Origin of the sequence: Aureibaculum luteum (genome assembly GCF_003449015.1) — a bacterium.
GTDB lineage: Bacteria > Bacteroidota > Bacteroidia > Flavobacteriales > Flavobacteriaceae > Aureibaculum > Aureibaculum luteum.
In genome coordinates this window covers 127,768-140,431 of record NZ_QRGD01000002.1, presented here as the reverse complement: position 1 = coordinate 140,431, position 12,664 = coordinate 127,768, and the positions used below count along the sequence as shown (strand labels likewise).

Genomic DNA, 12,664 nt, shown 5'->3' with positions numbered 1-12,664 from the left:
TACGTTATACTATTTACCTCTAACTTAGATTGTTTATAATAAATGATGAACGCTGTTTAATAACGAGCTTATCATAAACAAAAAAGTATGGAAAAAAAATCACTACTTAAAAACATATATCAAGTAGAATTCGAATAATTATAGTGGAATTAAAATTCAATTCTATGAGAAAAGTAATTTTACTGTGTATGTTATGCTGTATGGCCTGGATAGGCAACGCTCAAATACAAGAGGAGAATTTTAATGCGTCAGTAATTCCTGAGGGTTGGTCAGCAACTTCTGGTCCTACCGGCTGCACTTGGCAGTTTGGATATTCAGGTTCACTCATTGGTAGTGGCTATACAAATCCTGCTAGTTTCTCTTCAGGTGGGGTAATTTTTAATGACAATAGCTGTGGTAGTTTTGTGAATAATTACGTAGAATTAGAAGGTCCTTCCATAGATTTAATTGCCCAAAGTGTTTCTACAGCTGCAATAGAGCTGATATATAATCATCAAACATTTAGCAATAGTGGTAATTTTATGGTTGATGTTTGGGATGGTACAATATGGCAAAATGTACTTTTAGTAGATGGTGATGATACAGCTCCGAATAGCGGTAGTAACCAAAGTGTAAGCATCGATGTAACAGCATATATTAATAATGCTTTCAAAGTCAAATTTATTTATGATGATGAAAACACCTTCACATGGGGCATTGGCATAGACCATTACACCTTACTAAATACTACAACTGCCAGTATTGAAGACTTGGTTTCCGTTGGTTTTAATTATTCACCTAACCCTGTAACCAATGATGTTTTAACGTTGAGAGCAGATGAAAACATCGCCATTGTAAACGTTTATAATACTATTGGTCAGAAGGTATTGTCAAAAAAACCTGTCGCTTCAGAATCTAAATTATATATGGATCATTTACCAGATGGTGTATACCTTATTCAAGTAGAGGTTGGTGATAAAAACGGGACTTTTAAGATTATAAAGTAGTTCTGTTTCTTATTTGAATGGTTAAATTACTCAACTAGTTAATTTTAACCATACGTTTTTCTAAATTTATCGCGTTTCTAATAAAATTTGGTAATTTTAAGGTTTAAACCAAACCTTATTATTATGAAGTTCTATAAATTCCTGTTAATGACTATTGCCTTTTCAATAGTCCATCTTACTTCCGCACAACATACCGACACTTTTTTTACGCTTGATCCAACATTAACACCAAATGCTGAATCTATTATTTTTAGTATGGATAGTGATCTATGGAAAGTACCTACTTCTGGAGGAAACGCTCAAAGATTAACAGCAATGGAAGGCGACGAAACCAATCCTAGTGTATCTCCTGATGGAAAATGGTTAGCGTTCTCGAGTAATCAATTCGGTAATGCAGATGTATACATTATACCTTTAAAAGGTGGAGAAATTACGCAACTTACTTTTCATGAAAGTGATGATAAAGTTTCTTCTTGGAGCTGGGACAGTGCTACCATTTATTTTACTTCTGGACGGTTCAATAGTTTTACAACCTATAGTATTAATAAAAATGGAGGAACCCCGATACGACTATTTGAAAACTATTTTAATACCGTTCACAACGTAGTTGAAAATCCGCTTAATGATGAAATTTATTTTAACGAATCATGGGAAAGTGGTCGATTTGCACATAGGAAAAGATATAAAGGAGATTACAATCCTGACATAAAATCATACAACACAAAAACCAAGGCATTTAAAAAATATACAACATATAGAGGTAAAGATTTTGGAGCGACTTTCGATAAAAATGGAACTCTATATTTTAAATCTGATGAAGCCAATGATGAATACAATCTTTACACGTTTAATAATGGTGTAAAAAAATCACTTACAAATTTTAAAACTTCAATAATGTGGCCTAAAGTAAGTGCCAATGGAGAAAAAGTTGTTTTTAGAAAAGATTATCAAATTTATGTTTATGATGTAAACTCTGGAAAAACGAGTAAACCAATAATTCGAATTTTTAAAAACAATACCTTAAATAAAGATCAGAGTTTTAAAACTAAAGGTAAAATAAGCTATTTTGATGTATCACCAGATGATAAAAAGTTAGCTTTTGTTTCAAGAGGTAGATTATTTATTTCTGATATAAAAGGAAAATTTATAAAAGAAATAAAAACGGACCCGATAGAAGCTGTACAAGAGGTAAAATGGTTAAAAAATAATAAAACCTTAATTTATTCGCAATCCTTAAAAGGGTACTACAACTGGTATTCAATAAATGCCGAAGATAATTCCAATAAAAAACAAATTACAAAAAACAATAAGAATAATAGACAACTAACTTTTAATAGTGATAGAACAAAGGGTGTTTATATCAGTGGAAGAAATAATATAATTATCATAGATTTAATTACTTTTAAAACAAACACCATTGTAACCGATGAATTATGGGGTTTTTATAATAGTAATCCTTATTTTTCTCCAGATGATAAGTATGTAGTTTACAATGCACATCGCAATTTTGAATCTGACATTTTTACTTATGAAATCGCTACAAAAAAAACGACAAACTTAACCAATACCAAAGTATCTGAATCAGAACCTACTTGGTCTCCTGATGGTAAATTTATCTACTTTTCTTCTGATAAACTACAACCAGGCTATCCAATGGGAACTACAAATTCTAAAATTTATCAAATGGCTTTAGATAAATATGAAGCCCCTTTTAAATTAAATAAAATTGAAAAATTATTTGAAGAAGAGAAAAAAGAGGAATCTAAATCAAAAAAGGAAAAAGACAAAAATAAGGAGGAAGAAAAAGTTGTAAAACCAGTGGTAACTATTAACCCAAATAATACAATGGAACGTCTAAAACAAATTAGTCCCAGTTTTGGTCAGCAAGAAAATATTACCGTTGTAACAAAAGATGATAAAACCTTTATTTACTATATTTCTAATCATAGTGAAGGTAAAAGCAAACTATGGAAAACTACTTTAGAACCTTTTGAAAAAAACAAAACCGAAAGTGTAAGTGATAAGAAAATTAATAGTTATCAAATTGTATCCTCATCTAAAAACAATTATATCCTTTTTGATGGAGCTATTGCAACACTTGATATAGAGGGTAATAAGTTAAAGGAAATTGAAACCAATTTCACATTTAATAAAGCTCTTGTAAATGAATTTGATCAAATGTTTTATGAAGCTTGGGCGGGTATGGAAGAGAATTTCTATGATGAAAATTTCCATGGTCAAAACTGGCAAAAATTACGCGACCATTATGCTCAATATTTACCCAATGTTACCAGTAGAAATGATTTAAGTTTAATTTTTAATGATATGCTTGGAGAATTGAACACGTCACATTTTGGATTCAACTCGCATGGTAATGAACAAGATGTTTATTATGGTACACGTTCTTTAGCAACCGGAATTTTATTTAATAATACTCATCCGTATATCGTAGATGCGATTGTAAAAGAAAGTCCTACAGATGTAAAAGGTAAAAACATAAAAAAGGGTGATGAATTAGTAGCCGTAAATGGAGTCAAAATTGTAAAAACAGAAAATAGAGAAAAATATTTCTCTGTTCCCTCTTTTGAAAATGAGATTACACTAACATTGAAACGTAAAGGTGTTGAACATAAAGTAAATGTTCATGCTTCATCTACTAATACTATCAAAAGCTTACTTTATGATGAATGGCAAGATTTTAACCAAAACTATGTAGATACTAAATCAAATAATAAAATAGCCTATGTTCATATGAAAAATATGTCTGGTGGCGAATTGACAAAATTTAAAGAAGATTTAGTAAGTAACGAGGCCGATAAAAAGGCTTTAATAGTTGACTTACGTTTTAACACAGGTGGAAATGTACATGATGGTGTGCTTAATTTTTTACAACAAAAAAAATATTTAAATTGGAAATATAGAGAAGGTAAGTTAACCGGCCAGTCTAATTTTAATTATGGTAATAAACCAATTGTTCTTTTAATTAATGAACAATCATTATCTGATGCTGAGATGACTGCTAGTGGATTCAAAGAGTTGGGTTTAGGCACCATTGTAGGAACTGAAACTTATCGATGGATTATTTTTACCACAGGTAAATCTTTAGTTGATGGTTCTTTTTATCGTTTGCCTTCTTGGGGATGTTATACGCTTGATGGTAAAAACTTGGAAAGTGAAGGCGTAAGTCCTGATGTTTATGTAGCTGAAAGCTTTAAAGATAGATTAGAGGGTAAGCAGCCTCAATTAGATAAAGCAATTGAAATACTATTAAAAGAACTAAATAAATAGTATTTGGTTTTTATTTCGCTTAAAAGCAAACTATCTTTGCCGACAATTAAAAACGAGTACATTTAAAAAATATAATAATGAAAGACGGATTATACGCAAAATTCAACACCACCAAAGGTGAAATAATAGTTGAGTTAACATACGACAAAACACCTGGAACAGTTGGTAATTTTGTCGCTCTAGCAGAAGGGAATTTAGAAAATAATATACTTCCACAAGGAAAACCTTACTATGATGGTTTAAAATTTCACAGGGTAATACCTGATTTTATGATTCAAGGTGGTTGTCCACAAGGAACAGGTACTGGAAATCCAGGTTATAGTTTTGATGACGAATTTCATCCTGATTTAAAACATGACAAACCGGGTGTTTTATCTATGGCCAATTCTGGTACAGCAACTAATGGAAGTCAGTTTTTTATTACGCATGTACCAACTCCTTGGTTAGATAATAAGCACACCATATTTGGAAATGTTATAGAAGGTCAAGATGTTGTTGACAGTATTCAACAAGATGACAAAACAGAAAGCATTGAAATTATAAGAGTTGGTAAAGAAGCAGAAGATTTTAACGCTATAGAGGCTTTTAGAACTTTTGAAGGTTCTAGAGCAAAAAGAGAAGCTGAAGAAAAAGAAAATTCTGAAAAATTATTGAGTGATGTTTCTAAAGGTTTTGAAAAAACAGATAGCGGATTAAGATATAAAATCACGGAAAAAGGAAATGGAAAAAGTGCCACTAAAGGTGCTAAAGTTTCTGTGCACTACAGAGGCCAGTTATTAGATGGTACCGTTTTCGATTCATCATTTGAACGTAAAGAACCTATCGAGTTTGCAATTGGTGTTGGCCAAGTTATTGCAGGTTGGGATGAAGGTATTCAACTATTACAAGTTGGAGATAAAGCTCGTATGGTAATTCCATCAGCATTAGCTTATGGTTCTAGAGGTGCAGGTGGAGTAATTCCTCCTGACGCTCCATTAATCTTTGATGTGGAATTGATAGATGTGAAATAAAATTCACACAAGGTTTTATAAAAATTTTAAAAAAGACTCCACAAAATGGAGTCTTTTTTTATATTTGTAGTGTTGTTGCTTCTTAAAATTAAAACTAAAATGCCAGTAACAGACATTGATATCCTTAAATATCCTATAGGTAAAGCAAAAATACCCACTCCTATTTCTTCCCAACATATTACAGATTGGATTCAAATTTTGGAAGATTTCCCAGAACAATTGACAAAACTTGTAAGCTATTTGAATGATTCGCAATTGGATACACCTTACAGACCTGGTGGTTGGACAGTTAGACAAGTTGTGCATCATTTGTCAGATAGCCATTACAATAGCTATATCCGCTTTAAATGGGCTTTAACAGAAGTGAAACCAATCATAAAAACCTATTATGAAGATCGCTGGGCTGAACTTAGAGATGGTAAATCTGCCCCCATCCTACTCTCTTTAAGATCTTTAGATACATTACATCAAAAATGGGTGTATTTCTTAAAGGGATTAAGTGCTAACGAGTTACAACATACTTTTGTACACCCAGAAACCAATGAAGAAGTTTCTCTTGCTGAAAATATCGGAATTTACGCATGGCATTCCGTTCACCACTATGCTCATATTGACGGATTAAAAAAAAGAATGGGTTGGTAATCTCTTCTTACTTATAAATTAAACCGTTTTTAAAATTAGGGTTTTCACCATTTAAATTAATTAAATAACCGTTTACCACAGCATACTCATTCACACCGTTTTTCTGCAATAAAAACGTCGGATTTCTACCAACATTAACATCCAATTTAGGAGTAGCTTTAGTTACTTTTAATACAGTCATTGGTTTACTTGTATATCTAACATCAGGTAATTTTGCCATTTTAACATAGCCATATCCCTTTTTTAACATCGATAAAGCATTCAGTCTTTCGTAACTTGTACTAGAAGCAATCATTGTTGGGTATAATGTACCTGCAACAATTTTATAACCTTCTGCATCAAAAGTTTCATATCCATAATAAGTAGACAAATCTCCTAAGTCTACAATTCTACCAACATTATAAAAATCTGTATTTTCTCTATTATCAACCTCGATGCGATTGATACCTAAATCTATTTTATAAGGTTTCCCGTTTAGCTCATAGGTAAGATTTTTAATTTTTAGATTAAATAATTTACGATCATTCTGAGGGATTTTATTGTAATCTTCAACAGCGATATCATTATAATCACCATTTGCAATTGTATAAATTGCAGAAAGAATAGAAACATAATTTAGTTTTCTAATTTCTTGTTTTTCCACATCATTTAAATACCCCCCTGATTCTATTAAAATTGCACTCGTACCCCACTTTGTAATATTATCTCCAAATGCTCTAGGCTCAAAATCATCACTATAACGCCCTACTTGACCTGGGGCATATTTTTGTATAATAGAATTCATATAAACAATAACCTTCATGGCATTGGCTCTAACATCGTTTATTTCCTTTTCATAATTATAAGCAGGTGCCAAATAAGAAATCGTTGCTGGTTTATCCGTTCTCTCAGCATTGTAATAGGTACTTTGGTCATGTAAATTGAATCCGAATTCAGCATTTAAACTATCCCTAACACGCTTTAACGTTTTTCCTTCTGGCGATTGCAAACGCAAGGCATCTCTATTAATATCAACACCCAGAGCATTTCTTCTCGTAAAAACTTCCGCTCCATCAGGATTAAGCATTGGCAAAAAGTGCAATGTCAATTTTTTTAATATTTTCTTTTTCTCTTTTGAAAAATCATCACTATCTAAAAAGTTTAAAATATCAAAGATGGCTTGTGTAGCGGTTGGTTCATCACCATGCATTTGTGACCATAAAAAAACATTGGTTTTACCTTTACCAATACTTATTAGATTTAAATCGCGACCTTCTATAGATTGTCCAACTTTGTTTACAGTAAACTTTGAATTCTTATGAAATTTATCAACTAATGGCTTTATATTAGTATGCTTAATTCTTCGTTTGTCTAAACTTACCTCTTTAAACTTTTCATAAGTCTTATAAAGTTCGCTGGTCATTTCTTCAGATTGACCCAACATTAATTCTGTACTTAATAGGATAATAGTTATAAGTAGTATTCTTAATTTCATAGTTTAATTGTCTTGATCATTATTCGTTGAAGTTTTACCCTTGGCATTATCATTAAGTTGATTTTAATGCCTCGTATAAATCAATTCTTATTTTAAAGGTGTTGGTTTCAAATTTAAGCTTTTTGTAGCACTTTTAACTTTGTTTACAAAATCTATACCAGGATCAGTTTTTTCTGTTCTATAATTGGCATCTTTTTCTAACCATAATGGATGTCCTTCAAAATTAGTATATTCATAATGTCCAATCACATATTGAATATCATATTTTTTAGCTAAATAAGTAACCAACCATATATTAGATTTTAATTGAGCCTCCGTCAATGGCGTATCTTTTGTACCTCCTACATTTTCTATGCCAATTGCTGCATGGTTTAATCCAATAACATGCCTAGCCATAAAAGTTTCGGGCATTAAACGATAAATAGTACCATCTTGAGCTACTAAAAATTGTGAAGAAACATTTAAACCACTCTTATTAACCAATGCAGGTCTCCAGTTTGGTAAAGCTGATTTATTAAACGCTGTAAAAGATTTTTCTAAAGTAGGAATAGCCGTCCAGTGTAGTACCACCATTTTAGGCTCTATTATTGGCAATTCTTGTTCTAATCCATAACGATTAGACAAATAAGCTAAGGTTAACGCCTTCCTTTCTTCGTCAAAAACTATTGGCTTATCCACAATTTTTTGAGCAGATTTACAGGAAAAAAAGGCTATAAAAACAATTAACAATACACTACATTTCATTGAGTACGATTTTCCACTTTTAACGTTTCAAAAATACTAAACTTAATTACATATAATAATGTATTTTGATAATTTAAAATAACGCAAAAAAAACTGCCTTAACTCACCATTGCGTTAAGACAGTTTTTTACCCCTTTGTTCTATTAATCTTATAGTATATCTGTTATTATAATTTGATTAATATTATTTCACTATTCACTATTAAAACAACTTCTACCCAAAAACTCCTACATAAAATCAATGTTTTTTTACATTTTTTAGAAGATATTATTTAAACAACTAATTATCAGATTAATAAAATTTACTTTATTTTTAAATAAAAATTTATTTTAATTACTACTTGAAGATTTTTCAAGGTCCTTTAATAAATCTTCACTTGATTGCGTTACATTATTTACACATTTAATTCCCCATCTTGAAAAGAAAAATAGAAATACCAACATAATGGGTAAATAGATATACCAAATGTTACTTTCAAAGAAAATATCTTTATTATTTATTATTTTACCTGCTAAAGGCATTGCTGTAAATACTAATAAAAGACTAAAGTAGATACTTGATTTTTGAATCATCATATATCTTTTTTTATTTCTTGAAAATTTAATTAAGGTCTGCTTATAATTAGTATCATCAAGCGAAACATTTTTCATTTTGAATAAACTTCTTAGCGAAACTATAGGCAGTAAAATAAGATACAAAATAGTAAAAACACCACAGGTAATAAAATACCAGGTATCTAATTTTGAAAAATTTACTAGAATAAATAAGGCTCCAGTAAAACAAACCAATGCTCCAATCATTTCAGGAAGAGCTATTTTATTCAATTTCGAGTTAATACGTTCCTTTGTCATTTCAATTATTAAATGATCAGTTAATATTTTTTGTTGTTCAACTTCTTTAGATAAATTGAACCAAAGCGATTTCATTTCTTCTAATTCCATATTACTTTAAAATTTGTGTTTTTAATTTTTCTTTAATTCGAGATAATCTGGTACCCACATTTGTGTTTGTGAATCCTGTTATCTCGGCTATTTCATCATAGTTTTTTCCTTCTAAATAAAGTAGAATTATACCTTTTTCTATGATATTTAATTTTTTAATCTTGGTATGTAACAGTACAATACGATCTTCTATAATGGTATCTTCTTGTTCCGTTTTATAAGTAAGTATTTTTTCAATTGGAATTCGAACGCCACCTCTTTTTTCCTTTTTCAAGTAGGTTATTGATGTATTTAAAGCTACCCTATACATCCAGGTGCTAATTTTAGCGTTACCCTTAAAGGTCTTATAAGACTTAAACAGCTGATAAACTATTTCTTGATATAAATCTTGTTGATCTTCTTTGTTATTTGTGTAAACTGAAGTTATTTTAAAAATAATTCCTTGGTTCTCTTTTATAACTTCAGTAAATGCTTGTTTCTTGGTCATTCAAAATTAATTACACTCCATTAGTAACTGAAGTCTCTGAAAAATCACAAAAAAATTATTTTTTTATTTTTGTAGTATCGATAACACCGTATTGTATTTCTAATTTCTTACGGCCCCACTCTTTCGCTCGCTTAATATCTTTACCCATATAGATATCAATTTTATTTCTCCAACGATAATGCATTTTATCTTTTACAAGATAAGTTCCTTTTATTCCTTCAATTTTTATGGGTGTATTATGCTTTAATCCCATTCTAAGTAAATCTCTAGAAACGGCAATATATGGCATTCCAGGTCTTAGACTATCGCCCCAAGCGGTAATATGTGGATTCCCATCTGTTTGTGCTGTAGTTGAATTATAGGCAGTCGCAGTAACTTTTATTGTTTTCCAAGTAAAAGGGTCTTCAATTTTTTTCTTACATCCAATTACAACGGATAAGACCATAAATAGGCAGATATTCTTTAGCATAATAGTCTATTCAACATTAAGTTAGATGAATGAAATTTACTAAAAAATTTCTAAATGATTAAAATGATCTATTTTTAAAAGAAATAAGTATGCTCTTTCTAAGATGAAAATACTTCCGTAAATTTTATGTCTAAGCTCTTTTGAAGCCCGTGAATCAACTGTAATTCACTTGGCAAAATCAATGCCATTGAAACTCCTTTTTTTCCAGCTCTTGCCGTTCTACCACTTCTGTGGGTATAATATTCTAATTGCTCTGGCAATTGATGGTGAATTACAAAGGCTAAACTATTAACATCGATTCCACGAGCAGAAACATCTGTTGAAATAAGGATTTGTACACTTTCATTTTTAAAAGCCCGCATTACCTTATCACGATCTCTTTGTTGCATATCACCTTCCAAAGCTCCTACAGAGAAGCCTTCTTCCTTCAAAATATTTGTAAGATTTTGTGTACCTGCTTTTGTTCTACAAAAAATAATACCTCGTTCTTCGGGCTTACTTTCTAAAAACTGGATAAGAACATCTACTTTTTTCTTTATAGTAGTGATTAAATATTGATGACTAATATTTGAATTTACTAAGTTGTTTTCGTTTACTGCAATTCGTACAGCCTTTGGCGACATATATTTCTTAATGATACTTTGAATTTCATCTGGCATGGTAGCCGAAAACAACCATGTATTTCTAAGCCCACTTGTATATTTTAATATGGTATTTAAATCTTGTTTAAATCCCATACTCATCATTTCATCAGCCTCATCTAAAACTAACGTCTTCATATGTTGTAAATCAATTTCTCCTCTTTCAATAAAATCAATCAATCGTCCAGGAGTAGCAACAACAATATGCGTGGTACGTTGAATTCTTTTCAATTGAATATCAATTTTTTCACCACCATAAATTCCTTCAGAAAATATTTTTTTTGAATGATACTTCGTGAACCTAAATAATTGTTTCTGGATTTGTTGTACCAATTCTCGCGTTGGAGCCAAAATTAAAGCCTGAATCTCATCTTTAGAAGGATCTATTGATTGCAAAATAGGCAGTCCGAAAGCGGCAGTTTTACCCGTACCTGTTTGAGCTAATCCAATAAAATCTGTCTTTGTACTTAAAAGTACAGGAATAGCTTTTTCTTGAATTTCTGTAGGAACAGTAATTCCTAATTCTTGCAAAGATTTTATATAAGAGGATTGAATACCTAAATCAGAAAACGTTGACATAATTTTATGTAATTTTCTGCAAAAGTACGTTTAATAATAGAATTGATTAGCAGTTTACCCTTTATTGGCTTTATTTAGTTGTTTCTTTATTTTATTAATAGCAGATTCAATAGACTTTTCAGGTTCAATAACATTATATGCTCCCCAAAATTCAGGATCTGAAAACCCTGATGCTGCATCACTTATAACAACAGATTTCTTAAGCTTTTCTCTATTTTTTAACTTCTCATTATCAATATTAAATTTCCAATCGGTTACCGCCATTTCACTTGTTAATGAATAGTTCGAACTAAACAATTTACGTTTCCGTTTCACCTTAAAACTCAATTGCACATTTCCATAACCATAATACCATTTACCATCTTTCTCTAGGTAATCTACCCTATAAGCCGCATTGGTAGGATACACTTTAATATCCCTTGGTTTTTTTCGCACAAAAAGGTCGCCTGTTAATTCTTTATTTTCAACATTCAAATTGTAGATCGCACTTTTTAACGCTGAAGTTTCAACATCTATATATAGTTTTCCATAATATAAGGGTTCTGTAACCGTATTTAGTTGTTTAAACTGAACGACATAAACGGCATTACCATTAATTGTAGTTGTAGGTGCAAAGCTAAATCTGTAAGAATCAATCATATCCGAATTAAAAATATATTCAGGGTACTTCATTAAATCGATATATAATGGATTATAAGGACCTCCTTGTAATTTTAAAGCTACTGTATCTAACTTGTTGTAATCAGTACTTTTTCTTGCCTTAAACAGCTCTATATCATCTTGTCTAGAAGAGGTATAAGGCTGCTTATACACATTTACAATAGCTTCAGCTAAAGAGGCATTTTTGCGACCTTTTTTAATAGTTTCTCTGTAAAAAGCGGTCATTAAGACAGGTTCATTCACATTATTAATAGCTTTTTTCTTTAAGGTAGATTTAACCAAAGCTTTGGCATCATTTGGAGCTACCAATTTAATTTCCCCTAACTTAATTATTGAATTGATTAATTCAATTTTATTATCTTCAGCCTTTAATGTTGTCAATAAAACCTCCTTCGTATCAAATCCAATATAGGATATTATTAACACCCCATTGTCTAGATCTTTTGGGACTTTTAACAGAAATTTGCCATCGGAATTTGTTATCGTACTGATATTTGTTTCTTTAACCGTTAATGTTGCAAAAACCAACGCATTACCAGTTTCACTGTCCAAAACAACACCGCCGTATTCTAAATATTCATTAGTATACTCAATTGGGTCTTCCTGAAAATTTGAAAATGCAAACACTGTACCTGCTGATAAAGTCATGCATATAAAAGAGAACAATATCTTTTTTGAAATTGAAGTAATATTTATAGCTACCATAGTTTAACGTACAAAATTAAGGTAGTAATTTAATCAAA

General features: G+C 30.8%; 11 protein-coding genes. 4 read left to right on the top strand and 7 right to left on the bottom strand.

Going from position 1 to position 12,664, the window contains the following annotated elements:
• The first annotated feature begins 164 nt into the window (after positions 1–164).
• The 4 genes from D3P13_RS05860 (at position 165) to D3P13_RS05845 (ending at position 5,926) form a co-directional block, all read left to right on the top strand.
• Positions 165–986, top strand: coding sequence for a T9SS type A sorting domain-containing protein (locus tag D3P13_RS05860; RefSeq protein WP_117880393.1), 822 nt, complete (start codon positions 165–167; stop codon positions 984–986).
• A gap of 123 nt (positions 987–1,109) precedes the next feature.
• Positions 1,110–4,274, top strand: a complete 3,165-nt coding sequence (locus D3P13_RS05855) for a S41 family peptidase (protein ID WP_117880392.1) — start codon at positions 1,110–1,112, stop codon at positions 4,272–4,274.
• Positions 4,275–4,351: 77 nt separating this feature from the next.
• Positions 4,352–5,284 (top strand): peptidylprolyl isomerase, encoded by a 933-nt coding sequence (locus D3P13_RS05850; protein WP_117880391.1) that lies wholly within the window; start codon positions 4,352–4,354, stop codon positions 5,282–5,284.
• Positions 5,285–5,383: 99 nt separating this feature from the next.
• Positions 5,384–5,926 (top strand): YfiT family bacillithiol transferase, encoded by a 543-nt coding sequence (locus D3P13_RS05845; RefSeq protein WP_117881173.1) that lies wholly within the window; start codon positions 5,384–5,386, stop codon positions 5,924–5,926.
• A gap of 7 nt (positions 5,927–5,933) precedes the next feature.
• On the opposite strand, the gene D3P13_RS05840 is transcribed toward D3P13_RS05845, so the two are convergent.
• The 7 genes from D3P13_RS05840 to D3P13_RS05810 form a co-directional block, all read right to left on the bottom strand.
• The gene (locus tag D3P13_RS05840) at positions 5,934–7,400 is read right to left on the bottom strand and encodes a M14 family zinc carboxypeptidase (RefSeq protein ID WP_117880390.1); all 1,467 of its coding nucleotides are present in this window, start codon (positions 7,398–7,400) and stop codon (positions 5,934–5,936) included.
• A gap of 87 nt (positions 7,401–7,487) precedes the next feature.
• Positions 7,488–8,144: a peptidoglycan recognition protein family protein gene (locus D3P13_RS05835; protein WP_117880389.1), complete on the bottom strand. Its 657-nt coding sequence runs from the start codon at positions 8,142–8,144 to the stop codon at positions 7,488–7,490.
• A gap of 329 nt (positions 8,145–8,473) precedes the next feature.
• Positions 8,474–9,085, bottom strand: coding sequence for a hypothetical protein (locus tag D3P13_RS05830; protein ID WP_117880388.1), 612 nt, complete (start codon positions 9,083–9,085; stop codon positions 8,474–8,476).
• Between the two features lies 1 nt (position 9,086).
• Positions 9,087–9,572 carry an RNA polymerase sigma factor gene (locus tag D3P13_RS05825; RefSeq protein WP_117880387.1) on the bottom strand — a complete coding sequence of 162 codons (486 nt, stop codon included), beginning with the start codon at positions 9,570–9,572 and terminating at the stop codon, positions 9,087–9,089.
• Between the two features lie 55 nt (positions 9,573–9,627).
• A complete protein-coding gene (locus D3P13_RS05820) occupies positions 9,628–10,041 on the bottom strand; it encodes a 3D domain-containing protein (protein ID WP_232829137.1) in 414 nt (137 codons plus the stop codon).
• 98 nt (positions 10,042–10,139) lie between these two features.
• The gene (locus D3P13_RS05815; RefSeq protein ID WP_117880385.1) at positions 10,140–11,261 is read right to left on the bottom strand and encodes a DEAD/DEAH box helicase; all 1,122 of its coding nucleotides are present in this window, start codon (positions 11,259–11,261) and stop codon (positions 10,140–10,142) included.
• A 54-nt stretch (positions 11,262–11,315) separates the two neighbouring features.
• On the bottom strand, positions 11,316–12,569 hold the full coding sequence (locus D3P13_RS05810) for a carboxypeptidase-like regulatory domain-containing protein (RefSeq protein WP_157972835.1): 1,254 nt from the start codon (positions 12,567–12,569) through the stop codon (positions 11,316–11,318).
• Positions 12,570–12,664: the final 95 nt, after the last annotated feature.

What these genes read in the sequence shown, in the direction of transcription:
- D3P13_RS05830 (WP_117880388.1), bottom strand. Translation starts at nt 9,085, where the DNA reads ATGGAATTAGAAGAAATGAAATCGCTTTGGTTCAATTTATCTAAAGAA.
- D3P13_RS05850 (WP_117880391.1), top strand. Translation starts at nt 4,352, where the DNA reads ATGAAAGACGGATTATACGCAAAATTCAACACCACCAAAGGTGAAATA.
- D3P13_RS05815 (WP_117880385.1), bottom strand. Translation starts at nt 11,261, where the DNA reads ATGTCAACGTTTTCTGATTTAGGTATTCAATCCTCTTATATAAAATCT.
- D3P13_RS05845 (WP_117881173.1), top strand. Translation starts at nt 5,384, where the DNA reads ATGCCAGTAACAGACATTGATATCCTTAAATATCCTATAGGTAAAGCA.
- D3P13_RS05855 (WP_117880392.1), top strand. Translation starts at nt 1,110, where the DNA reads ATGAAGTTCTATAAATTCCTGTTAATGACTATTGCCTTTTCAATAGTC.
- D3P13_RS05810 (WP_157972835.1), bottom strand. Translation starts at nt 12,569, where the DNA reads ATGACTTTATCAGCAGGTACAGTGTTTGCATTTTCAAATTTTCAGGAA.
- D3P13_RS05835 (WP_117880389.1), bottom strand. Translation starts at nt 8,144, where the DNA reads ATGAAATGTAGTGTATTGTTAATTGTTTTTATAGCCTTTTTTTCCTGT.
- D3P13_RS05820 (WP_232829137.1), bottom strand. Translation starts at nt 10,041, where the DNA reads ATGCTAAAGAATATCTGCCTATTTATGGTCTTATCCGTTGTAATTGGA.
- D3P13_RS05860 (WP_117880393.1), top strand. Translation starts at nt 165, where the DNA reads ATGAGAAAAGTAATTTTACTGTGTATGTTATGCTGTATGGCCTGGATA.
- D3P13_RS05840 (WP_117880390.1), bottom strand. Translation starts at nt 7,400, where the DNA reads ATGAAATTAAGAATACTACTTATAACTATTATCCTATTAAGTACAGAA.
- D3P13_RS05825 (WP_117880387.1), bottom strand. Translation starts at nt 9,572, where the DNA reads ATGACCAAGAAACAAGCATTTACTGAAGTTATAAAAGAGAACCAAGGA.